At 58.5% G+C, this 22,333-nt stretch carries 17 protein-coding genes and 3 pseudogenes; 9 read left to right on the top strand and 11 right to left on the bottom strand.

What is annotated here, in order from left to right; all coding sequences use genetic code 11:
- The first annotated feature begins 34 nt into the window (after positions 1-34).
- On the top strand, positions 35-307 hold the full coding sequence (locus tag AXW79_RS15285; protein ID WP_005311516.1) for a RepB family protein: 273 nt from the start codon (positions 35-37) through the stop codon (positions 305-307).
- 203 nt (positions 308-510) lie between these two features.
- Here the strand turns inward: AXW79_RS15285 and rsmF are convergent, their stop codons facing one another.
- The 4 genes and pseudogenes from rsmF to AXW79_RS15265 form a co-directional block, all read right to left on the bottom strand.
- Positions 511-1,941: a 16S rRNA (cytosine(1407)-C(5))-methyltransferase RsmF gene (gene rsmF / locus AXW79_RS15280; protein ID WP_005311517.1), complete on the bottom strand. Its 1,431-nt coding sequence runs from the start codon at positions 1,939-1,941 to the stop codon at positions 511-513.
- A 131-nt stretch (positions 1,942-2,072) separates the two neighbouring features.
- Positions 2,073-4,624, bottom strand: a pseudogene (locus AXW79_RS15275) (MlaD family protein).
- A gap of 102 nt (positions 4,625-4,726) precedes the next feature.
- A complete protein-coding gene (locus AXW79_RS15270; RefSeq protein WP_005311518.1) occupies positions 4,727-5,335 on the bottom strand; it encodes a paraquat-inducible protein A in 609 nt (202 codons plus the stop codon).
- Entirely contained in the window at positions 5,313-5,945 is a 633-nt protein-coding gene (locus AXW79_RS15265; RefSeq protein WP_005311519.1) for a paraquat-inducible protein A, read from the bottom strand. Before AXW79_RS15265 ends, AXW79_RS15270 begins: the two co-directional genes overlap by 23 nt.
- 147 nt (positions 5,946-6,092) lie before the next feature.
- On the opposite strand from AXW79_RS15265, the gene prpB reads away from it, so the two are divergent.
- The 3 genes and pseudogenes from prpB (at position 6,093) to AXW79_RS22990 (ending at position 9,574) form a co-directional block, all read left to right on the top strand.
- On the top strand, positions 6,093-6,980 hold the full coding sequence (gene prpB / locus AXW79_RS15260) for a methylisocitrate lyase (RefSeq protein ID WP_005311520.1): 888 nt from the start codon (positions 6,093-6,095) through the stop codon (positions 6,978-6,980).
- An 11-nt stretch (positions 6,981-6,991) separates the two neighbouring features.
- Positions 6,992-8,118 (top strand): annotated as a pseudogene (prpC, locus tag AXW79_RS22995) (bifunctional 2-methylcitrate synthase/citrate synthase).
- A gap of 10 nt (positions 8,119-8,128) precedes the next feature.
- The gene (locus AXW79_RS22990; RefSeq protein WP_005311521.1) at positions 8,129-9,574 is read left to right on the top strand and encodes a bifunctional 2-methylcitrate dehydratase/aconitate hydratase; all 1,446 of its coding nucleotides are present in this window, start codon (positions 8,129-8,131) and stop codon (positions 9,572-9,574) included.
- A 75-nt stretch (positions 9,575-9,649) separates the two neighbouring features.
- Here the strand turns inward: AXW79_RS22990 and AXW79_RS15250 are convergent, their stop codons facing one another.
- Positions 9,650-10,393, bottom strand: a complete 744-nt coding sequence (locus tag AXW79_RS15250; RefSeq protein ID WP_005311522.1) for an FFLEELY motif protein — start codon at positions 10,391-10,393, stop codon at positions 9,650-9,652.
- Positions 10,394-10,667: 274 nt separating this feature from the next.
- Between AXW79_RS15250 and AXW79_RS15245 the strand changes: the two genes are divergently transcribed.
- Positions 10,668-11,000, top strand: a complete 333-nt coding sequence (locus AXW79_RS15245; RefSeq protein ID WP_005311524.1) for a polyhydroxyalkanoic acid system family protein — start codon at positions 10,668-10,670, stop codon at positions 10,998-11,000.
- A 303-nt stretch (positions 11,001-11,303) separates the two neighbouring features.
- Complete coding sequence (locus AXW79_RS15240) at positions 11,304-12,734, top strand: WS/DGAT/MGAT family O-acyltransferase (RefSeq protein WP_005311526.1); 1,431 nt, start codon at positions 11,304-11,306, stop codon at positions 12,732-12,734.
- 79 nt (positions 12,735-12,813) lie between these two features.
- Here the strand turns inward: AXW79_RS15240 and AXW79_RS15235 are convergent, their stop codons facing one another.
- The 4 genes from AXW79_RS15235 to AXW79_RS15220 form a co-directional block, all read right to left on the bottom strand.
- Complete coding sequence (locus AXW79_RS15235) at positions 12,814-13,614, bottom strand: tetratricopeptide repeat protein (protein WP_005311528.1); 801 nt, start codon at positions 13,612-13,614, stop codon at positions 12,814-12,816.
- Positions 13,615-13,627: 13 nt separating this feature from the next.
- Complete coding sequence (locus AXW79_RS15230) at positions 13,628-14,296, bottom strand: TetR/AcrR family transcriptional regulator (RefSeq protein ID WP_005311531.1); 669 nt, start codon at positions 14,294-14,296, stop codon at positions 13,628-13,630.
- Between the two features lies 1 nt (position 14,297).
- Complete coding sequence (locus AXW79_RS15225) at positions 14,298-15,482, bottom strand: patatin-like phospholipase family protein (protein ID WP_005311533.1); 1,185 nt, start codon at positions 15,480-15,482, stop codon at positions 14,298-14,300.
- Between the two features lie 93 nt (positions 15,483-15,575).
- On the bottom strand, positions 15,576-16,154 hold the full coding sequence (locus tag AXW79_RS15220) for a phasin family protein (RefSeq protein ID WP_005311535.1): 579 nt from the start codon (positions 16,152-16,154) through the stop codon (positions 15,576-15,578).
- A 245-nt stretch (positions 16,155-16,399) separates the two neighbouring features.
- Here AXW79_RS15220 and AXW79_RS15215 point away from each other — a divergent pair, with 245 nt between their 5' ends.
- The gene (locus AXW79_RS15215; RefSeq protein WP_005311538.1) at positions 16,400-18,370 is read left to right on the top strand and encodes an SDR family oxidoreductase; all 1,971 of its coding nucleotides are present in this window, start codon (positions 16,400-16,402) and stop codon (positions 18,368-18,370) included.
- Between the two features lie 48 nt (positions 18,371-18,418).
- Here AXW79_RS15215 and AXW79_RS15210 read toward each other — a convergent pair whose 3' ends face one another.
- Complete coding sequence (locus AXW79_RS15210) at positions 18,419-19,315, bottom strand: esterase/lipase family protein (protein WP_005311539.1); 897 nt, start codon at positions 19,313-19,315, stop codon at positions 18,419-18,421.
- 171 nt (positions 19,316-19,486) lie between these two features.
- Between AXW79_RS15210 and AXW79_RS15205 the strand changes: the two are divergent.
- Both AXW79_RS15205 and AXW79_RS15200 read left to right on the top strand, forming a co-directional pair.
- Positions 19,487-19,802, top strand: a pseudogene (locus AXW79_RS15205) (YebG family protein).
- A gap of 300 nt (positions 19,803-20,102) precedes the next feature.
- Positions 20,103-21,380 (top strand): tyrosine-type recombinase/integrase, encoded by a 1,278-nt coding sequence (locus AXW79_RS15200; RefSeq protein WP_005311541.1) that lies wholly within the window; start codon positions 20,103-20,105, stop codon positions 21,378-21,380.
- A gap of 306 nt (positions 21,381-21,686) precedes the next feature.
- On the opposite strand, the gene AXW79_RS15195 is transcribed toward AXW79_RS15200, so the two are convergent.
- On the bottom strand, positions 21,687-21,959 hold the full coding sequence (locus tag AXW79_RS15195; RefSeq protein WP_005311542.1) for a hypothetical protein: 273 nt from the start codon (positions 21,957-21,959) through the stop codon (positions 21,687-21,689).
- Positions 21,960-22,333 lie beyond the last annotated feature (374 nt).

Genomic DNA, 22,333 nt, shown 5'->3' with positions numbered 1-22,333 from the left:
TAACAAACATTAAAACAGAACATTGCAAGGTCATATGAGCCAGGAAATAAATGTGAATGAGCCCCAAGCGGCAGCCCCACACAACAATGCCGAACGACAGCGCCAGCATGTGAAACGCAAGCAGGAAACCCATAGCCGGTTGCAGTGCTGGATAAGCAATCGCCACGCAGAGCGGTTACAGGAATTGGGGATGCACCTTGAAGACAGTCAGGCTTCGCTCATCGAGCAGGCGATCGATCTGCTCTATCAGCATGAGTTGTCATCCCAGCCCCAGGTTGAGAAAGAGATGGCGGATGTGCTTGAGTGAAAGGCAGAAAACAGAACGTCCGGACATAAAAAAAGCCAGGCACGAATTCCTTGTACCTGGCATAGGGGAATTGGCTCCTTGCAGAGCCGTGCGCTAACTGGTGTTCGGATAGCCTTAAGCTTAGACAAGGCTCAAGGCTTTTCAAGATCCGAATAAAAGTTCAACCGAAGTGTGGGTTTTCCAGACTCGATCAGGCGCGGAGTTTATGCACCGAACAGATTGTTGTCGCGCACCAGCTCACGGGGCAGGGCATTCTTGACCCGGCTCCCTACCCACTTCCCCATGCCCAGGGTGTGCCCCTGATAACGAACGATCATCTCGCCAGTGCCAGCCTCCTGCTCGGGCCAGACGTCCCGCCCCATCATGAATTCTCGCGCATTGGCACTGTCGAGTTCGACAACCCCTTGTGTCGCCTTATCGCCATAGGCCAGCGCCCACTCATGGGTTAGGCGATAGCCCTTCTTGAAGGTCTCCGCCAGCTTGATGCCGATGCGATCGAAACGCAGCTTGCCCTGCACCTGCCCAAACAGGTGAGGGAAGAGCCAGATCTCGTCATTGCGACCAAACAGCTGACCTGGGGGTACCACACCAAAATTGGCTTCAATCTCGCGCAGCATGGGCTCAGCCTCTTTGGCCGGCAGTGGCGAGAAGGGGAACTTGCCGAGTTTGCCCGGCTTGAACATGGTGTTGGGCACTGAGTGATGCTTGCGCAATCTGGCGACGAAAAAGCCTTCACTGTCGAAGATCTGGGGCCAAACGTGCAGATATCCTTCGGGAGTACAGGCCTGCTCCGCATTGGGGAACAGGTCGGCCAACGAGTCAAGGGTCAGGGCATCGCCGAACTTCTCCAGCAGAGACTGACAGACTGCCTGATTCTCTTGCTGGCTCAAGGTGCAAGTGGAGTAGACCAGCACACCGCCGGGTTTGAGGGCGTGAAACGCGCTCTCCAACAACCCTTGCTGCACAGCAGCAATCTCGTCGATGCTCTCGATACTCCAGTTGCGCAAGGCATCTTCATCTTTGCGCACTGTCCCTTCGCCGGAGCAGGGGGCATCGAGCAAGATGGCATCGAAGGTCTCCGGCAACCACTGGCCAAACACCTTGGCATCGAAGTGAGTCATGCCCACATTGGTGACGCCGCAGCGCTGGATGTTGGCACTCAGCACCTTGAGCCGGCTGCTGGAATATTCATTGGCAACCAGCATGCCCTGATTGTTCATCAGCGCTGCTATCTGGGTGGTCTTGGAACCAGGGGCGGCTGCCGCATCCAGCAGCATGCCATCTCGCTTGACCTGATCGCTGGCAAATAGCGCCGTCACCGGCAACATGGAGCTCGCTTCCTGAATATAGAAGAGGCCGCTCAGGTGCTCTGCCGTATTGCCAAGGGGCACGGACTCATCGGCCCGGGTCAACCAGAAACCGGTCTCGCACCAGGGAACGGCATCGAATTGCCAGCCAAGTGGCTGCATCTGCATCACAAAGTCGGAGACAGATATCTTCAGCGTGTTGACCCGGATGCTGCGCCGCAGCGGCCGCCGACAACTGGCTACGAATTCATCCATGGAGAGATGAGCCGGCATGATGGCCGCAATATGGTGCAAGAAGTGATCGGGAAGATAGGTATTGTCGTGCACGGCGCCGTCTCGTTGACCCAAAATAAGGGGCGATATCCTATCACAAGGCTAGGAATTTTCTTAACAGTGCCGACCGGCAACATAAAAAAGCCCGGCGTCATGGCCGGGCTGGTGTGATAGGAAAGAGACGATCAGGGCAGAATGCGAGGGCTCCACTCCAGCCACTCTTTCTCTGCCTTGCCATGCAAGGGGTAACGATGGCCCGCCTTGACGGTCGGCCCCATCTCCCGCTCTGGGGTGTTGAAGGCAATGCCGCCCGCCAGCAGGCTCTGCACGGTTTCCACTTCGATGGTGCCCCCGGTCAAACCTATGTCGGCCTTGACGCCGGAGACGTTCCAAAAGCGGGTGTTGGCCCGCACCAGGTGGGCATATTCCTGATCCACGCTCACATCGATCAACACTTCGCTGCCATCGCGGGCCAACGCCACGCCTGTGACGCTGCCCACCACCAGTTTGCGAAACAGCAAGGGGCTGCCAACACTCAAGCCGCTGACCGACGGGCTCTTGAGGGTCAAGGCTAGCCCAACCGGGCCCGTCTGACTCAAGGGAAAACGGTCCTTGCCCGCCCCCTGGCCTGGCTGAGCCTCCACGAAGGCTCCCTTGATCAGGGTATCGAGGTGAGCTATGCCGCCCAATCCCAGCTTGGCTTGTACCAGGGTAAAGCAGGCACCGGATTGCATAAAGCGCTCCGCATACTGACCATCCAGCTCGGCCTTGAAGATCACCTGACCCAGCGATGGCTCCAGCTCGATTTGCTCAATCTTGCCGATGTCGACACCGCGATAGCGGAGCGGGCTGCCGACCCCCAGACCCGGATTGTTGTCGGCCACCAGGGAGAGGGCGCGCACTTTCGCCCGTGCCTGCTCTTTGCTATCAAACAGTTGATGGCTGCTACGGCCGGTTCCAAGCCTGTCAAACTCGATGACACCGCGCAGCAGGGTAGCAAGATTGCCCACCTTGACGTGTACGCCATCGACGCGCACCCGGGTATCCAGGGCCGGTTTTTTCCAGAACTGCGGCTGCCGGGAGAGCAGGGGGGCATAAACGCCGTCAATCTCCAGTTCGATCTCCACCCCTTCTTTGGCCGCGCGCAGTTGCTTGACCTTGCCTGCCTCAAGCCCCAGATAGAGCACGGGTGAGCCGATGCCGATACCATCTGCCTGTTCTGCCTTGAGCAACCAGCGCTGAGGCTTGGCATCACGGGTTCCGAGCAATGCCAGCTCCTGGCTCGGGTAGAGGCGGTTGATGCGCTCACCGGTGACGGCCTGCACTAGCTTGATACCGCCGCCAATCCAGGCGCTTGCCGGGCTGGTTTCCACCTTGATACCGCTAAGATCGGCATCGATCTGCAGTGGTGACGCCCGATAGAAACGGGCCCGTTTCAGCAAGTGCTGATATTCCGTATTGACCACCAGAGCGACGCTGGCATTGCCGTTTGCATCCAGGCTCAGCTGGTTTATCTGACCAATCTGCAACCCCTTGTACCAGAGCGGAGCCCCTTCATTGAGGCCCGCCAGATCATCGGCCAACAGTGTGAGTCGGGTGCCGCTGACCTGATCCTGGCCGCTCAAGGTGATGGCTTTGACCCTTTCCCCCGCCACATAGTCGAGGCGAATGGCAGGCCCTGCCAGCAGGCGACAGCGTGCTTGAGACCACTGGCGCCGAGGGAAACTGTCTCCCAGACCAGTCGGCTTTCGCCGGTGATCCGAAATGCTTGTTCCGGGTTGATCAAAGCCGTCACGATCCGGCCCTTGTTAGTCAGGCGAATGGGATCAATACGGCCAATCTCGATCCCCTCATAGAGGATGGGCATTCCCTCCTTGATGGGCAGATCCCCCGCGGCTATGTCGATACGCTCACCACGAGCGGCCTCGGCCAGCCCCTTGTAGAGGGTGAAGGTCTGCCCCTTTTGCGGCTCTGGCGAGGCCTTGGGAGAGTCAAATGCTATGCCGCCGCTGAGGATGGAAGTGAGGCTGCCCGCCTCCACACTGACGCCGGCCAGACTGAAGGACCCCTTGATGCCGCTGATGTTCCAGAAACGGGTGTCAGCCTTGACGAGGTGTTCGAAGCGCGGCTCGATCACCAGATCCAGGATCACGTTCTGGTTGTCCTGGCCCAAGCGGGTATTGATGACGCTGCCCACCTCGATACCACGGAAATAAAGCCTGGCGCCAATCCCGACCGACCCCAGCGAGTCAGCAGTCAGGTGCAACATGCGCCCTTGAGCCTGATAACCCGGGGGAGGGCCGTCCAGTGCATCAAACTCCTCTTCCAGCGGATTGTTGTTCCGGCCGGGCTGCAGGTTGATGTAGTTGCCGGAGACCAGAGTATCGAGGCCGGAAATTTCGGTCAGCGATGCCTTGGGGCTCACCAACCAGAAGTCGGAGCCTTTGCGGATAAGCGAACGGGCTCGGCTGTCTATCTTGGCCAGTACCGCTATCTTGTGGCCATCTTCAGCCAGCTCCAGATCCTGCACCACCCCTATGGCTACCCCCTGATAGCGCAGCTGGGTCTTGCCCGGCAGAATGCCGTTGCCCTGGGCAAAATTGATGCGAATAAGTTGTCCACTGCTCGCAAACTGCTGGTAGATAAACCCGACCGCCAGCAAGAGGGCAATGAAGGGCAACAACCAGACTGGCGATAACCAGCGACGCTTCTCAATGACGGGTTCAGCCCCGATCATACCGACTCCTTAATTGGCTGATGTGAACAGCACTTCAGATACAAACAAATCATCAACAAGTCACCTTGTCCAAAAACAGAAAGGGAGATTATCCAAGGGGTATCAGCGGGCCGCTTTGTCCCACAGCAGCCGGGTATCCAGCATCCTGGCCGACATCATGGTCAGCACCACTACGCAGGCAAACGCCGTGGCGCCGGGGCCCGCCCGCACATTGAGCAGCACGCCGCGATCAACCAACGCCACCATCAGCGAGATGACAAACAAATCCAGCATGGACCAGCGGCCGATAAAATCGATGATGCGATACATGATGAGCTGACGCTTGCGCCGTACCGGCTTGGTGCGCTGCAACTGCCAGCAGATCCAGCCCAGCCCCAAAATTTTGCCCACCGGCACTATGATGCTGGCGGTCAGCACTATGGTGGCGATCCCCGACATCTTGCTGCGATAGAGCATCATGATACCGCTGAAGATGGTATCGGACTGCAATAATCCCTTGTTATAGAAGTGGGTGATGGGCAGCAGATTGGCGGGCAGCAACATGAAGGTGGCCAGTGCCAGCAAGCCCCATGACCAGGCCAGCGAATGGGGGATGCGCAACTGCAACTTGCTGTGGCAGCGGGGGCAGACTGCGCCGGCCTGATGGCGCACCAGCAAACCGCAGCTGTGACAGCGGCAGAGCCCCAGCTCACGGGCGCTGGTCTGGGTCATGTTCCGGCTCCTCCAGTGGCACCCGCTCCCAGTAAGGCGCAGGATCAAACAGGGTCAGCAGTGTCATGTTGAGCAGCATCAGAATACCCAGACTCAACAAGCCGCCCCCCAGGCGCACATCGGCAATATCGATCAGTTTGAACAGCGCGACCAGCAGGCTGACGATGTAGACCTCCAGCATGGCCCAGTGACGAAACACCTCCACCGCTTTCAGGGTCGGGGCCAGTATGTGCCAACGCTTGGCCAGACCACAGGACAGCAAAAAGATCCCGAGCAGCAGGCCCACAGGTGCCAGCACGGCGCACCAGAGCACCAGTCCCGCCACCCAGAATTCGTGTTCGACCATCAGCACCAGGATGCCCTTGAGCAAATTGGCATCCGAGTTCACCCCGGCCAGACGCAGGTAGATAAGCGGTTCGAAGAAGGCGGAGGGCAGCAGCAGAAAACCTGTGATGGTCAGGGCCATCAACTGGGAAGGGCGAAAGGCGTAGCGTCCATACAGATGCTGATGGCAACGAGGACAGTGAGCGTGGCGTCGCATTGGCAATAACTTGCGTTCGATCAGCAAGTCGCAAGCCGGGCAGACGATCACGGGATTGGGATCCGACATACGATTCAACCTGTTGAAGGAATTGGTGAAATTTACCCTAAAACCCGCACCCTGTCTTGCCTGGCGCCGTTCTGCCACGAAAGTATGATTGACGTTAACGTAAACGTGATATTAGATAGTCAGACCAGACAAATGAAAGGAGTCATGATGTCCAGCCTTACCCCTTCGGCAGGCCTGCGTTTTCGCACCGCCCTTGCCAACGAACGGCCACTGCAGATCGTCGGCACCATCAATGCCTACATGGCCCTGATGGCCGAACGTAGCGGCTTTGCGGCTATCTATCTCTCCGGTGCCGGTGTGGCTAATGCCTCCCATGGCCTGCCGGATCTCGGCATGACCTCCCTCAATGATGTGCTGATCGATGCAGAGCGGATCACGGCAGCCACCAGGGTACCCTTGCTGGTCGACATCGACACCGGCTGGGGCGGCGCCTTCAATATCGCCCGCACCATTCGCGCGTTCGAGCGGGCAGGGGTGGGGGCTGTACACATGGAAGATCAGGTCGCCCAGAAACGCTGCGGCCACAGACCCAACAAGGCGGTGGTATCCCTCAATGAGATGTGCGATCGCATCAAGGCGGCGGTAGATGCCCGTGAGGATCATGACTTCGTCATCATGGCGCGCACCGATGCACTGGCAGTGGAGGGGATTGGCTCTGCGCTGGAGCGCGCCGCCGCTTATGTGGCCGCCGGGGCCGACATGATCTTCGCCGAGGCGGTGACCGAGCTTGATCAATATGATCGCTTCAAGCAGGCGGCCGGGGTGCCCATTCTCGCCAACATGACAGAGTTCGGCCAGACCGAGTTGTTTGATAAAGAGGCGCTCGCCAAGCATGGGGTCGACATGGTGCTCTATCCCCTGAGTGCCAGCCGGGCCGCCAATCAGGCCGCGCTCAACGTCTATCAGCACATTCGCCAGGATGGCCACCAAAGAGCCGTCGTGGACACAATGCAGACCCGGGAAGCCCTGTATGACTTCCTCGGCTATCACCATTACGAGCAGACACTGGATCGTCTGTTCACATCCAGGGATTAGGAGGCAAGGTTATGGGACAACAGAAGCCATTGGGCGGCGCTGGCCTGCGGGGTCAGAGCGCGGGGGAAACCAGCATTTGCACCGTGGGCAAGAGCGGTACCGGGCTCACCTATCGCGGCTATGACATCAAGGAGCTGGCAGAGGGCGCCCAGTTTGAAGAGGTCGCCTATCTGCTGCTCAAGGGAGCCTTGCCCAGTGAACAACAACTGGTGGACTACAAGCGCGAGCTGCGCCGCCTGCGCACTTTGCCCACCGCCCTGCTGGAGGTGCTTGAGCGCATCCCTGCCACTGCCCATCCCATGGATGTGTTGCGTACCGGTTGTTCCATGCTCGGCGATCTGGAGCCGGAAGATGGCTTCGAGCACGAGCATGAAGTGGCCGATCGCCTGCTGGCGGCCTTCCCTGGCATACTGATCTACTGGTACAAGTTCAGCCACGAAGGGCTGCGCATTGCGCTCGACACCGACGAAGAGTGCATCGGTGGTCACTTCCTGGCCCTGCTGCACCAGAAAGCCCCGAGCGAGCTGGCGCGCCGCGTCATGCATGTCTCCCTCATTCTCTATGCGGAGCATGAGTTCAACGCCTCCACCTTCGCAGCCCGGGTCTGTGCCTCCACGCTTTCTGATATGTTCTCCTGCATTACCGCCGCCATCGGTACCCTGCGCGGGCCGCTGCACGGTGGTGCCAACGAGGCCGCCATGGCAATGATCGAGCCCTGGCAGGATGAGGCCCAAGCCCGGCGCGAGCTGCAGGCGAAACTCATCGCCAAGGAGAAGATCATGGGCTTTGGCCACGCCGTCTATCGCACCTCGGATCCCCGCAACGTTATCATCAAGGAGTGGTCGGCCCGGTTGGCCGAGGCGGTGGGAGACTTACGTCTTTATCGCGTTTCCTGCGAGGCGGAGAAGGTGATGTGGGAGGAGAAAGCCTTGTTCCCCAATGCCGATTTCTTCCACGCCAGCGCTTACCACTACATGGGGATCCCGACCAAGCTGTTCACGCCTATCTTTGTCTGCTCACGGGTCACCGGCTGGTGTGCCCACGTGATGGAGCAGCGGGAACACAACAGGATCATTCGCCCGAGCGCCGATTACGTCGGCCCGGCCCCCGTCATTTCGTCTCTTTGCAACAACGATAAGGAAATCACGATGTCCGCCAACGTCGACGTCAACCACAGACCTTCTCCCGATCAGGTGCTGGTCGATATTGCCGATTATGTCTGCAACCACCCCATTACCAGCCAGGCGGCGCTCGATACGGCCCGCTACTGCCTGATGGATACCCTGGGCTGCGGCCTGCTGGCCTTGCGCTTTCCCGAGTGCACCAAGCATCTGGGGCCCATAGTCCCCGGCACTCTGGTACCTCACGGTGCCCGGGTACCCGGCACCCAGCTCTGTCTCGATCCGGTCAAGGCGGCCTGGGACATAGGCGCCATCATTCGCTGGCTCGATTACAACGACACCTGGCTGGCCGCCGAGTGGGGCCATCCTTCCGACAACCTGGGGGGTATTCTGGCTACCGCTGACTGGCTGTCCCGCACTCGCGTCGCCGAGGGCAAGGCGCCGCTCACCATGGCCGATGTACTGACCGCCATGGTCAAGGCTCACGAGATCCAGGGCGTGCTGGCGCTGGAGAACTCCTTCAACCGGGTCGGGCTCGATCACGTTGTGCTGGTGAAGGTCGCCAGTACCGCCGTGGTGACCCATATGCTGGGGGGCAATCGCGATCAGGTGATCGATGCCATCTCCCAGGCCTGGGTCGATGGCCAGAGCCTGCGCACCTATCGCCACGCCCCCAACGCGGGGTCACGCAAGAGCTGGGCGGCCGGGGATGCGACATCACGCGCCGTGCGTCTGGCGCTCATCACCATGAGCGGCGAGATGGGCTATCCCGGCGTACTGAGCGCACCCAAGTGGGGCTTCTACGATGTGCTGTTCAAGGGCAATCAGTTCGCCCTGCATCAGGGCTATGGCAGCTATGTGATGGAGAACGTGTTGTTCAAGATCGCCTATCCGGCCGAGTTCCATGCCCAGACAGCCGTCGAGTGCGCCATGAAGTTGCATGAGGAGGTGAAGGGGCGGCTCGACGAGATCGACCGCATCGAGCTCACCACCCATGAATCGGCCATTCGCATCATCAGCAAGGTGGGGGCACTCAACAACCCGGCGGATCGGGATCACTGCCTGCAATACATGGTGGCCGTGCCGCTCATCTTCGGGCGCCTGATAGCCGAGGACTATGAAGATGACGTGGCCGCCGATCCCCGTATCGATGCCCTGCGCGCCAAGATGGTGGTACAGGAAGACAAGCGCTACAGCCGCGAATATCTGGAGGCAGACAAACGCTCCATCGCCAATGCCATCCAAGTCTTCTTCAAGGATGGCAGCCACAGCGCCAAGGTCGAGGTGGAATATCCGGTTGGCCATCGTCGCCGGCGTGAGGAGGGGATCCCCCTGCTGGTGGAAAAATTCCAGCACAATCTGGCGACACGCTTCCCGGCCAAACGGGTGCACGATATTCTCGCCCTCTGCCAGGATGGCAAGCAGCTGGCCAGCACACCAGTCCACGCCTTTATGGATCTGCTGGTGATTTGATCCGCAGGTTTCCCCACCAGAAATAGACGCGGGCCGCAGGGGCCCGCTTCTTATTGGAGCGTCACACGCCGCCAGTCAGGCCAGCACGCTGGCATCCCCGTCAAACAGCGCCGTCATGATGGCTGTTTCCCGGCTGGCGATGGTTTCCAAAAACTCGTTGGCCCGCCCCATCTGATGGCAGACCCGATAGCCCCGCTCGACAAAAGAGAAAAGCTCGCCAAGCCCCGCCAGATGCGCCGGCCCAGAGACAAGTTTGAGGGTTGTGCCAAGGAAAGGCTTGCGGGCCAACCTGTCAAGCGTCATTCCCAGCTCTGTGACCAGGGTTATCTGATGGGCGCGTCGCTCGGGTTCACCCACCTCCCGATAGGCGAGGGCATACGCCGCTGCCGTCAACCGGCCTATGGCGCCACTGCGACGCAGCGCCACCACCATCAGGTAGTCGAGCTCCTCGGAGAGGGCGTCAAGCTCAATCGCCTGGGCCAGCACCTTGAGGCCCGATTCCGGCAGCAATCGCTCGGCGGTCGGCATGACCCGCATCACGTCCGCATCGCGCCGGGCACAATCCCCGGGGCCATAGAGATCCGTCAGGAAAAATTCGGCGGCCGGGCCGTAGCGCTCGCTCTCCAGCAGATCCCTGTGGGTACGGCCCAAGCGATCTGCCTGCCATTGACGCAATCTGTCTCTGTCTTGCTGATCTTCCGGATGGTTACGCATCTGCTCGCGCAGGGAGGCGACCCGATTGAGCTGACGATAGAGCCGCCCCAGTGTGCTCTCGTCTTCGGACTGCGGATCATCGGATAGGCGTGTCTCTTGGGTCATATTCAGCTCTCTGGTGACCTGCAACGAATGGCTTGGCGAACCGATAAAAACAGGGAACATGATAAGTGGATAGTGAGGCGGATAGTAGCGTGCACTACCGCGCCGATACATCCTTCTCCTTGAGTGTAACTCGCGGGCGGGCAGGGGATAAATGCGTGGTGCCCTTGCTCAAGCGGCTTTGTTAAGTGAGTCCCAATTATGTTGCAAATGGCTTTCACTTGTTTGATTCATATGTTTAATATCAATAAATGTTGTCATCGCTCAGAGAGTTAGCATGTTCCTATACGATCCCCTTGTCGGCAGCAGCCTGTCGACCATCCAGGTCAATCGCCAGCACCCCCTGGGGCTGGCCGGTGTGCGCCTCGCCGCCGAAGCCATTGCACAAGACATGAGCGAGGAGTACCAACTCGACTGTGAATGGGAAGATGAGGAAGAGACCCGGTTGCTGTTTCGCGGTGCCGGGGTCAATGGCTTTCTCTGCCTGACCGACACAAACCTGCAACTGGAGGTACGTCTCGGCCTGATGCTGCTGCCGGTGCGCAGTGTGCTGGAGCAGGAGATCCTCGAATATGTCGATAACCGCCTGCCTTGTCCCAGTCAGGGATAAGCCGCACAGGAACATCAACACTCGCTCTGTCTGTCGCCGAAAATAGATGCCAGACAGCACATCTGTATATTAACTGAACGATGCGACGACCTCCGAATAACAAATAAACCGGAGGCAAGACGAGCGGATAAATTATTTTTTTACGATGCCATGTTCACGTCGCCACGTTTCATTCTGCCCAAGCAGAAATAATTAATCGAAGCGTATTGGCACCAACATATACGACTCCTGTTTGTTCGCCATCGATATTGCAGTCTTCATGGGAAGATGGCGGACAAATAAGCGAAACGGTAGGGAAAAACCATGTCACCGTGTGAACTTATCTCCTGTGTCGATACCGCCTGGCTGCGGATGGACAGACCCAACAATTTGATGCAAATCGTCGGTGTGCTGATGTTTGACGGTCAGCTCGACGAGGCCCAGTTGCGTACCAGTCTCGAGTACACCATACGGGTACAGCCCAGATTTCACCAAAAGGCCAGCCAGGAGGGGGGTGAGTACTACTGGCGTGACGATCCCGATTTCGATCTCGATTTGCACCTCAAGCGGGTGATCCTGCCGGGCAAGGCTGGCAAGGCCGAGCTGGAGCGGCTGGTGGCCGACTTTGCCTCCACCCCGCTCAACCATCAGCGCCCCCTGTGGGAAATGCACCTGGTGGATACCTCCCTCGGTGGTCAGGCGCTGGTGGTTCGCTTTCATCATGCCATGGGAGATGGATTCTCCCTGGTGCGCGCTCTGCTCACCATGATGGATGAGAGCCCGGTGTCCGCGCCGCGCCCACAGCCCGAGCCCCTGGCCAGCGACCATGATGACGACCACGACGCTCATCAGGGCAGTCGCCTGCTGCGAGCCGGTCTCAAGCTGACCGGCACCCTCTGGTTCAAGTATGTCGAAGTACTGACCCATCCCACCAAGGCGATGGACTACCTCAAGATAAGCCGGGATGTGACCGCCGAGCTCTACACCATCGCCACCCTATCAGACGATGCAAAGACCCGACTGAAAGGGGAGACCGGCAGCACCAAGCGGGTGGCCTGGTCTGAACAGATACCGCTACCGGATGTGAAGGCGGTAGGACGGGTGCTCGGCTGTTCGGTCAACGATCTGCTGATTGCCGCCACTGCAGGAGCGCTTCGCCACTATCTGATTGAGAAAGGGGATGACGCCGATGGCGTCGCAATACGGGCCCTGGTGCCGGTCAACATGCGTGCCCCCGACGACAACGGTGCCCTTGGCAACCGGTTCGGGCTGGTGGCCCTGGACTTGCCTCTGGATATCGAACACCCGCTGCAACGGCTGCATGCGGTGCGAGAGCGGATGCAGGCGCTCAAGTCCTCCCTGCAACCCGCCGTGGTGCTGAACCTGCTGGAGGTAATGGGTATGGCCCCCAAGGCCTTGCAACAGCAGACCATCGATATTCTCTCGGCCAAGGCCAGCGCCGTCATCACCAATGTGCCCGGTCCCCAGCAGACCCTTTATCTGGCCGGTGCCCGTCTGCGCCAGCCCCTGTTCTGGGTGCCCCAGGCGGGTGACATAGGTGTCGGTGTCTCCATCCTCTCCTATGACAACAAGGTGCAACTTGGCCTCATCACCGACAAGAAGCGGGTGCCGGATCCCGACCTTATCGTCGACCGCTTTGCCGTGGAGTTTGAACAACTGCTGTTGCTGGTGCTGATGGAACCGGATCTGGTCTATGACCCTGCGGTACTCGAGCAACTGCTGCAAGGAGACTAAGCGTACCGAGCAAGCTGTCTTACAGGAAAACAAAGAGGCCAACCCAAGGGTTGGCCTCTTTCATGGCCACAAGGCGGCGTTATTCGTCCTCCAGCTCCTCACGGGCTGCTTCCACATCGAGCCGCTCCATGGCATCCATGGGCTCACACTCGGCAGCCTCGGCATAGAGTGCTTCAGCCGCCGCCATCTTGCTCTTGCCATGCATCATCACCATGGCATTGGCGTATTCCATGCGGGCGATGGCGGAGTGGGGCACTATGGCCAACGCAGCCTTGAAGTGACGCTCAGCTTCGTCTTTTTTGGCACCATAGGTGATCCCGCCGATCATGGCGCCCAGCTTGTCGATGATCTCCGCATGCCAGGCACCGAAGGCGATGTGGGCCTCGGCATGCTCGGGGACCAGTGTCAGTGCTTTTTCCAGACTGGTTTTTATCTTGTCACCTATCCCTTGTGACAGAGCCTTGGAGACCGAGATCACCTGGCTATAGCGACCCAGCGCCAGGGCGTGGAAATACCAGCCGTTGGCATTGTCGGGCTGACGCTTTTGCAACTGTTCGGCGTTGCTGGCGGCCAGCTCGAATGCCGCCCGCTTGGCGTATTTGTCATCCAGCAGGTAGCTGGCGTGGATCACCAGCGCCTTGTTCACCACGTTGAGGCCCGCGTCCCCCGCCGCATTCCCCAATGCCACCGCCTGACCGAAGTCACCGGCATGGTAGGCACGCCAGGCCGCTTGCACCTGAGCGTCTTGAGGCCAGGGTTCTGCATCCCCCTGATGCAGGCGAGCCCAATGTTGCTTGAGGCCCGCCCCCGCGTAGTCATAGGCCGCGTCCGGCCAGGGGAACGGGGTGAACTCGGACAATTTTTGCTGTGAAATGGTCATGTTGTGCTCCCTGTTAAAAATCGGAATTGGGTGCCCTCGTCGCAAGGGACGGGCAGTAATGCATGGCGATGGCATCCAGATGGGCACGGGCATTGGGCCGAAGACGGGGGGCCACCAGCTGCATTACCTGAAACACCCCGAGGGCGATGTCGGCATCGGCCCGCGGGTGCAGTGCGCGCTGATAGGAGATCCAGAAGGTGCCCACCAGCGCGATATTGGCCGCCAGGGCAGCAATCTGGGCGTCGCTGCCCTGCAGCAAGCCACTGCCGGACAGGCTGTGACAAATGGCGGCAGCGGTCTGTTCCTTGCGCCGAAGCAGAGCAGAGAAGCGCAGCTCCACCTTGTGATTGCCGCTCATCAGGGTGCTGATGTCGTAGTAGAAGAAGCGATATTTCCAGATGAGTTCGAACATCAGGTGCAAGAAGAACCAGATATCTTCTGTTTCATCCAGCGGAGGGGTGACGGTGTCGAGCAGATGAGCCATCTCCTGTTCGAATTCACCGAACAGGGCGTTGACTATCTCTTCCTTATTGTGAAAGTGGTAATAGAGATTGCCCGGACTCATCTCCAGCTCGGCCGCGATGGCGGAGGTGGTGACGGTCGGCTCACCCAGCAGGTTGAACTGGGTGAGGGCGGTGGCCAGGATCCGCTCCCGCGTTCGCCGCTTTGGTTTGCTGTCCATGCTACTCCTTCGGTTGCCGGCGGCCCTTGCCGCCATAACGATGGGTCAACCAATGTTGCAATTGGGTCAGGGAGGCATCCAGTGCCGCGACCGAGCCAGTTCCCGGAGTGAGCAGGGAGCGCTGCTGATCGGCCAGCGCCCCCAGATTGAGCTCAAGCCCATGTTTGGCGAGGATGGGGCCAAGTTCGGCCCGGCGCTGCCACAGATCACGACGGGTATGCTGGAAGGCGTGCTCGCACAGGTGGCGGCGATCCCGATAGCTGAACACATTGGCAAAAAACATTTCGCCATCAGCCTGGGAGGGCTCGAACAGCAAGGCGTCGGCATCCGGGTACTGATGCTTGTAGCGATCCATCCCCACGTGCATGCGCGAATGTATGATGGCGCGAAAAGTCTGGGCCAGCACCACAGGCAAACCACTGTCCACCAGATTGGCAGGGCGCTCGCTGGCGATCCCCGCATCGAACGGCACCAGTGGATTGATGCAAAACACCAGGTCGGCTCCCTCCTGCAGCGCCACCGAGGCATGCAGCGTCTTGATCAGCGCACCGTCCACATAGTGACGGCCATTGATCAATGACGGTGGAAACAGGCCGGGCAGGGCAGCAGAGGCTTGTACCGCCGCCGAAATGGGCACGTCATCGAGCCCCAGGCTGCCAAATGCCACGGCGCGGCCTGTGTCGAGCTCGGTGGCGATGACGAACAGGCGGCTCTTGAGTTTGCGAAAGTCATTGCTGCGGCCACGGCGAGAGAAAAATTGGGTCAGGAAGCGATCCACCCCGCGGCTGTCAAACAAACCAGTCGGGATCGCTTTGGACATGCCTTGCAAGGAGCCGAGCAAGCTTTTGTTCCAGGGGGCGGAGAGGTAATCGGCCAGGCACTCCCACGCCAATGGCGGCAGTGAGGTCAGTCGGTCAAGGTATTCACCGAAAGCGGGGCGCAGCAGGGTAGAGGGGTCGAAAAACTCGCTGCTGTCATCGCTGAGCAGGATCCGCACCAGCTTGTCGGGGGAAATGCCATTGGCCAGCGCCGAGGCAACGACGGCACCGGAACTGACCCCCACATAAATATCGGCCTGTTCGAAACGCAGCCCCTTGATACTGTCGGCCAGGGCGGCGCAGGCTCCGATCTCGTAAATCCCCCCCAGAGGACCCCCTCCAGCGAGGGCAATCGCAATCGTGCTCATGACACAGCCTCCCTTCTCAAGCAAAACCGGCCCAGCAAGAGGGCATGGGCCGGTCAATCACTATGCCAGGCCAAGCAGGTCTGGCCAGTCAGATCAGGAGAGGGTGGCTTCGCCCTTCTCCTTGACATCCTTGGCGACTCTTTCTACCTCGGATGCCAACGCCTTGACCTCTTCTTTCACCTTGGCGATGGGGGCTGCAGCCTTTTTCACCGGTGGCTTCCTGGCCGCCGGTTTCTTGGCGACAGTGGCGGCGGCAGGTTTGGCTTCGGCAGCCGGTGCAACCGTGTCATCCTGTGCATCGGCCAGTTGCTGTACTACTTCGGTCAGCTCGGCCATCCGCTTGGAGAGCTTGTCGATATCCTTGCGGGTCGGGATACCGAGGCTGGCAACGGCGCGGGCCACGCGATCCTCGAACACTTGTTCCAGACGGCCCCAGGTACCAGTGGTCTTGTCAGTGATGGCCGCGATCTTTTCGTCGGCACTCTGACGGGGGCGGGTCTGCAATGCTTCGCCTTCCTGCACCAGGGCTTCGAAGATCTTGCCCCCTTCCTCTTGTGCCTTGGCATAGGCACCCAAGCCCGCCAGCCAGATCTGCTGGGTGGATTCTTTGATGGTCGAGGTGAGCTGGTTGTCGGTCACCGAGCTTGCCAGCGATTTCAATTTCTTGGCCATGATTGTTTCCTTACTGGAGAGTGGGATGAGGTAATGACAACAACCTTGGAACATTCGTTGTGGCATTACTGAGCTTTCATTCTCAGTCTATGGGGAAAAAATAGAGGGTTCTACCTAATAACGGAACAGGCAGTCGTGGTAATTTTGGTCTCGGTCACGAAGATGATGTTCGAATGCATATTTCCAATTGAAGCGTGATATATCTAACGACAACTAACAGCCCAATCAGTAAGGGAATAAATACCATGGACTATTTCATCACGGGGGGCAGCGGTTTTATCGGCCGCCGACTGATAAAAAAACTGCTGCAGCGCCCGAATAGCCGGGTGCATTTCTTGATGCGCGCAGCCCATCTTGAGCGGGTACCCGAATTGCTGGCTTACTGGGGAGTCGACGAGCAAAGGGCAATCCCGATCGTCGGAGACATGACCCATCCCCAACTCGGAGTGAGCGCCACCGAGCAGGAACCACTCGTCGGCAATATCGATCACTTCCTCCATCTCGCTGCCATCTATGACCTCAACGCCAAGGCGGGCATTCAGCAGCAGGTCAACACTGAGGGCACCCGTCAGGCACTGCAACTGGCCGAACGACTCGGCGCTCGCTGCTTCCATCATTGCAGCTCCATCGCAGTGGCCGGTCTGTTCGACGGCCTGTTTCGTGAAGACATGTTCGATGAGGCAGAACACCTCGACATGCCCTATTTCCAGACCAAGCACGAGGCCGAGGGCATAGTGCGCAAGGAGAGCACCATCCCCTGGCGCATCTACCGACCCGGTATAGTGGTGGGGGATGCCAACACAGGCGAGATGGACAAGGTGGATGGCCCCTATTACTTCTTCAAGACTATCCAGAAGCTGCGGCGCCTGCTGCCGCCCTGGATGCCCGCCATCGGCGTCGAGGGGGGACGTATCAACCTGGTGCCGGTCAACTTCGTGGTGGATGCCATCGATCACATCGCCCATCTGGACGGAGAGGACAACAAGGCATTTCACCTGACCGACTCCCATCCGATGCGGGTTGGCGACATGCTGAGCACCTTCTCCCGTGCAGCCCACGCGCCCGAGCCAGCTATTCGCATCAATGCGGCCCTGTTCAGCTTTATTCCCCGCCACCTGATGGCCATGCTGATGGCACTGACGCCGGTGCGCCGCATTCGCGATGCAGCCATCGCCGATCTCGGTCTGCCCAAGGATATTTTCCGGCTCATCAACTATCCCACCCGCTTCGACAACCGCGAAGCACAGCGGGTGTTGAAAGGGACCGGTATCGAAGTGCCCCCGCTGCACAGCTATGCCTGGCGACTGTGGGACTACTGGGAGCGTCACCTCGACCCCGAGCTGTTCATCGACCGCACTCTGCGCGGCCGGGTCGAGGGTAAAGTAGTGCTGATCACCGGCGCTACCTCGGGGATCGGCAAGGCCACCGCAAGAAAGTTGGCCGAGGCGGGCGCAACAGTGCTGACCATTGCCCGGGATGAGCACAAGATTGCACAGACCCAGGCCGAGTTTGCCGAGCAAGGCTTGACCCTGCAAGTCTATCAGGGGGATCTGGCTGATCTTGCCCAAGGGGAGGCGATCACCCGGCAGATAGTGGCCGAGCATGGTGGAGTGGACATCCTCATCAACAATGCCGGCCGCTCCATCCGCCGCGCCATCGAGGACTCCTTCGATCGTTTCCACGATCTGGAGCGCACCATGCAGCTCAACTACTTTGGCACCCTCAAGGTGATCATGGGGGTGCTGCCCACCATGATCGAGAAGAAGAAGGGTCACATCATCAACATCTCCTCCATCGGGGTGCTGACCAATGCGCCGCGCTTCTCCGCCTACGTGGCCTCCAAGTCGGCGCTCGATGCCTGGGTGCGCACCGCGGCGTCCGAGTTTGCGGACAAGGGAGTCAACTTCTCCATCATCAACATGCCGCTGGTGAAAACCCCCATGGTGGCGCCGACCAAGGTGTATGAGCAGGTGCCCATGATGACACCGGAAGAGGCCGCCGACCTGGTGTGCGACACCATCATCAACAAGCATGTACGGCTGGCTACCCGCCTCGGGGTATTCGGTCAGGTGATCCATGCCCTGGCGCCACGAGTGGCCCAGGTGATCATGAACACCAGCTTTCGCACCTTCTCGGATCCCAAAGAGGGCGGTGAGTCCAAGGCATCTGCGGATCAGATGGCGGTCTCTACCCTTATCAAGGGCATTCACTTCTAACCTGCTTTCATCGATCAAGAGAGAGCACAAACACCAAGGGCCGAGCAATCAGGCCCTTTTCGTTTCTGGCTGGGCGCGGGCAAGCAGGGTCAGCAGCAGGGCCGTGGTACGGCGCGAGTAGATAAGGGAGAGGTGGCCAAGGGCTGCGAGCTCTATGTCCTCCATGCCCGCCATCAGCTGACGGGACTGGGGCAACACAAAGTTGTCATGACTGGTGCGCACCGAAATCCCGGGCACACACAGCGGCACGGCGGCAAAGCGTTGCAGCCAACCGGAGCCTGGCTCCATCTCCCGCGCGTTGTCACCCAGTGCAATGGTCGCCAGCTGGCTGCCCTGATGGGGCGTCGCCAGGGTAATAAGCTGCGCCACCTTGCCACCGCCGGCCAGGGCAAGATAGTCACGGCACACCAGGCCCCCCATGCTATGGCCAATCAACACCAGCTGAGCGGCACCCGTGGCAGCCAGCACTTCATCGATACGCCTAGCCAGCAGGGGTACCATGTCATCGAGATGACCGAAAGGAGGAGTCAGGGTAATGGTGGCGACCACGTGACCGGCCGCTTCCAGACGGGCTCTTTGTACCCGCCAGATCCCGCGACTGCAACCGTAACCGTGAACCAGCAGCAGGGGCAGGGGGGAGGGGGTAAGCCTGTCCGGCGTCATCAGCAGCCGCTCAAATGGTAGCAGCCAGGTGAAGGTAAACAGATAGGCGAGCATCTCCCAAACCACCATGCGTAACCAGGCCCGCAAGCCGATGGCCGGTGCCGGATAGAAGCGGGAGAACCCCCAGGTCAGCAATACCACCAGGCAGCGCAGCCCCAATAGCGTTAATACCACAAACAGCAGAGAGAGCAGGGGAGAGAAGCCAATGACCAGATGCGCGATGCCCCCGAGGAGCATCACCTCAACCAGCAGCAGTATGAGCAGTTGTCTTGTGATCGTCATGAGCCCATCATCCAGCTTGCTTAAAGCGGATGTCAAATGACCCTTTCATCAATGTGATAATGGCCGCGTAATCGGCCACAGTCTCTCATCATCACCCGCTTTATCTGGATATTTGCAATACTGTATATCCGTACATATACTTGTGTTCACTATCATGAGGAGGACGCCATTATGGCTGTTGAAATCAAATATGTTGTCGTGCGTGGGGGAGTGGAAAAGATGAGCCAGCAAGAAAGAGGCGGATGCCTATGACAAGCTGCTGGATACCGCCGACGAGTTGATGACCTTGCTGGCGGGGGCACCTGTCAATCTTGAACCCGAACAGCAAGAGACCCTGGCCTTCTACCTGGCCGAACAGCGTGACGTACTGCAAAACGTACTGCGCGGTGGCAAGGCGCAGGGGAGTACCAAAGAGGATCCCCAACCAATGGAAGAGAAGGCTGACGCTGACAAACCCAAGGGAAAATCCCTCAAGAGCGTGGCGTGAAGGCAAGGGGAGTGAGGCGCCAGGTTGAAACAGTGAAACAGCAAGCTCAAACACCCCAGACCATTCATAATTTAAGAATTTACAGTCACTTTTACGGATATTTACCCCGAGAAATTTCGAACAAAGGTGCATATCCATTGAATAAACATAGAAAGTCGCCCAAACGGGTTACAACAGCCGATGCGGCATCGCACACAGCTGGATTTTTTGTCACATCATGATGCCGATAACCCCATTTATCGGCATCAGCTTTTGAACAGAGCACACGGCTCCCATCCTGTAGACCAAGCAAGCACCACCATGACCTCTATGTTACTTCCACCCGCCATGCCGCTGTTTGACGGCCTTGCTCACCTTGAGGCGGGCAATCCCCAGGTCAATCAGTATCTGGCCAACCTCAGCCTGAACGACGTGCCCGATGCAGGCCTCGTCTACGAACTGGCGGTCGACTGGCTGCTGGAGCAACGCCATAACGAGAACAACTACAAAACGTACCGTAGCGAGCTGACGACATTTCTGCACTGGTGTTTCAGCGAGCTGGCCATCAGCCCGAAAGACCTGACCCGGCGCATCATGATGCGCTATCTCGACTATTGCCAGGCGCCACCAGACCAGCTGATTGCTTACCGCAATGTGGCGCAGTTCATCCTCGACAAAGAGTGGGGAGAACGGCTGCCCAATCCGTTGTGGCGGCCATTCCTCGGCAAACGGGAGCTGGGACGTGAACTGCCGTATCGTCTAAGTGAGCAGGCAATGAAGACCAAGCTCGCCATTCTGTCGGCCTTCTTCCAGTTTCTGATCCAGGAAGAGTACATGGACAGGAATCCGGCTCTGCTGCTGCAACGAGTCAAGCGACCGGTCCAGCAGGAACCGGATGATCAGGGCCAGGCCTTCAGTGAGTTGCAATGGTTCTACGTGATGCAGGCCGCCGACCGACTGGCAACCGAATCACCGGATCAGCACGAGCGCAGCCGCTTCCTGATAAGCCTGATGTACGCCTGTTATCTGCGCATCTCGGAAGTGGCAGCCAGACCCGGGTTCACGCCCATCATGGGTCAGTTTCGCCGCGACGGTAAAACCGGCGTCTGGGGCTATTACATTCCACGCAGCAAGGACGGAAAACGACGTACTGTGGCGGTGTCTCAGGCCTTGCTGGAAGCGCTCAAGCGCTATCGCACTTTCTTGGGGCTAGCACCATTGCCGGCCCCCAATGAACAAACACCACTCTTTGTACGCCATAAAGCCGCCGCGCATGGCCGTGAACAGGGAGAGCTCAATGCCAATCTCGGTATCCGTCAACTACGTGAACTGGTGATGACGGTGATCCAGACTGCCGCCAATCTGGCCGAACAGGACGGCTTTACCCAGGACGCCGCCGAGATGTGCAATCTGACACCGCACTCCATTCGCCACACCGGCATTACCCATGACATCAATCTCAATGGCAGACCCTTATCCCATGTTCAAGCTGACGCGGGTCATGACAGCATAGACACCACCTCCAAATATCTGCACACCGGCAACAGTGAACGGCACGAAAGCGCCAACCATAAACCGCTTGATAGGTTGCATGAATGAACGTGTGTTGGTGTGTCGATGAAGAATGAGAGATAACAAATCAATGTGAGTGATACAGTGGCCAACCGAACACGCGCGCTGATAGGAACAAGAGCGACCGTCACGAACCAGATAAGTGCCAACTCGGTAGCGTGTTTCATCTCATAAACAAAACCGCGCATAATGTGATTAGTGGTTATGTTGAACACTAGGCCCCCTGCCACAATCGAACAGGGCAGGGGGCTTCGAGGTAGGAGGGAGGTGGGACAGCTTGCTGGCATCATCCAGACGCCTGAGAATGTTTAATATAACTCGTGTTATGCGAGGTCAGGAGTTGCCCTTTTCCTTCGCCAATTTAAGCCATACGGCTTTAAGTTCTTGATTCTTCTCTGTCTGCGCTTCCGCTGTTGCGATGATCTCTAAAGGATCTCGCTTCAGCGCCACCGCCAACCTCAAGCATTTGTCCTTCCCTAGCACTTGTCCGTTTCTTACTTTCGTCATGGATTGTCTCGGCACTCCCAGGAATTTTGCGGCTGCATAGTCGCTGGGCAGATTTAGCTTTTCTTTAAGCTCATCAATGTAGCTGTCAAACCATTTCATATTTCAGTCACTTAGAGAGGGTTTGTTCGATTATCGGACATAGTAACCAGGTCAGCTACGTAACTTCATGATTGACAGTAACCTTGTGCGGTTCTACAGTAACCGCGAATGGTTACTAACGGGTCTTGGGACTCGATCAATGGGGTGTCGGTTGTGGCTGATTTTTCCGCAGTAGCAAAGCCAGAAAGAAGCGTCTATTGGCAGTATGAGCCAACTGGCGATGACCGCGCATAATGTCGATGGGCATTATGTTGAGGGTCTTCCCCTGCCATAATCCCGAAGGGGCAGGGGACGCGACTAGGCAGGGACGTGGGCCAGCTCGCTGGCATCGTCCCAACACCGGAGCGCCAGTAACATAATCCCCATTATGCGAA

The sequence above is a fragment of the Aeromonas salmonicida subsp. salmonicida genome, from assembly GCF_001643305.1.
Classification (GTDB): domain Bacteria; phylum Pseudomonadota; class Gammaproteobacteria; order Enterobacterales; family Aeromonadaceae; genus Aeromonas; species Aeromonas salmonicida.
The sequence above is the reverse complement of the archived record's forward strand: the minus strand, read 5'-3'. Positions and strand labels throughout refer to the sequence as shown.

Excerpts from the sequence above, each read along its gene's own strand:
- AXW79_RS15245 (WP_005311524.1), top strand. The coding sequence starts at position 10,668 with ATGTTCCTATACGATCCCCTTGTCGGCAGCAGCCTGTCGACCATCCAG.
- AXW79_RS15210 (WP_005311539.1), bottom strand. The coding sequence starts at position 19,315 with ATGACGATCACAAGACAACTGCTCATACTGCTGCTGGTTGAGGTGATG.
- AXW79_RS15215 (WP_005311538.1), top strand. The coding sequence starts at position 16,400 with ATGGACTATTTCATCACGGGGGGCAGCGGTTTTATCGGCCGCCGACTG.
- AXW79_RS15225 (WP_005311533.1), bottom strand. The coding sequence starts at position 15,482 with ATGAGCACGATTGCGATTGCCCTCGCTGGAGGGGGTCCTCTGGGGGGG.
- AXW79_RS15240 (WP_005311526.1), top strand. The coding sequence starts at position 11,304 with ATGTCACCGTGTGAACTTATCTCCTGTGTCGATACCGCCTGGCTGCGG.
- AXW79_RS15235 (WP_005311528.1), bottom strand. The coding sequence starts at position 13,614 with ATGACCATTTCACAGCAAAAATTGTCCGAGTTCACCCCGTTCCCCTGG.
- prpB (WP_005311520.1), top strand. The coding sequence starts at position 6,093 with ATGTCCAGCCTTACCCCTTCGGCAGGCCTGCGTTTTCGCACCGCCCTT.
- AXW79_RS15265 (WP_005311519.1), bottom strand. The coding sequence starts at position 5,945 with ATGTCGGATCCCAATCCCGTGATCGTCTGCCCGGCTTGCGACTTGCTG.
- AXW79_RS15285 (WP_005311516.1), top strand. The coding sequence starts at position 35 with ATGAGCCAGGAAATAAATGTGAATGAGCCCCAAGCGGCAGCCCCACAC.
- AXW79_RS15230 (WP_005311531.1), bottom strand. The coding sequence starts at position 14,296 with ATGGACAGCAAACCAAAGCGGCGAACGCGGGAGCGGATCCTGGCCACC.
- AXW79_RS15250 (WP_005311522.1), bottom strand. The coding sequence starts at position 10,393 with ATGACCCAAGAGACACGCCTATCCGATGATCCGCAGTCCGAAGACGAG.
- AXW79_RS15200 (WP_005311541.1), top strand. The coding sequence starts at position 20,103 with ATGACCTCTATGTTACTTCCACCCGCCATGCCGCTGTTTGACGGCCTT.
- AXW79_RS22990 (WP_005311521.1), top strand. The coding sequence starts at position 8,129 with ATGTCCGCCAACGTCGACGTCAACCACAGACCTTCTCCCGATCAGGTG.
- AXW79_RS15195 (WP_005311542.1), bottom strand. The coding sequence starts at position 21,959 with ATGAAATGGTTTGACAGCTACATTGATGAGCTTAAAGAAAAGCTAAAT.
- AXW79_RS15220 (WP_005311535.1), bottom strand. The coding sequence starts at position 16,154 with ATGGCCAAGAAATTGAAATCGCTGGCAAGCTCGGTGACCGACAACCAG.
- AXW79_RS15270 (WP_005311518.1), bottom strand. The coding sequence starts at position 5,335 with ATGACCCAGACCAGCGCCCGTGAGCTGGGGCTCTGCCGCTGTCACAGC.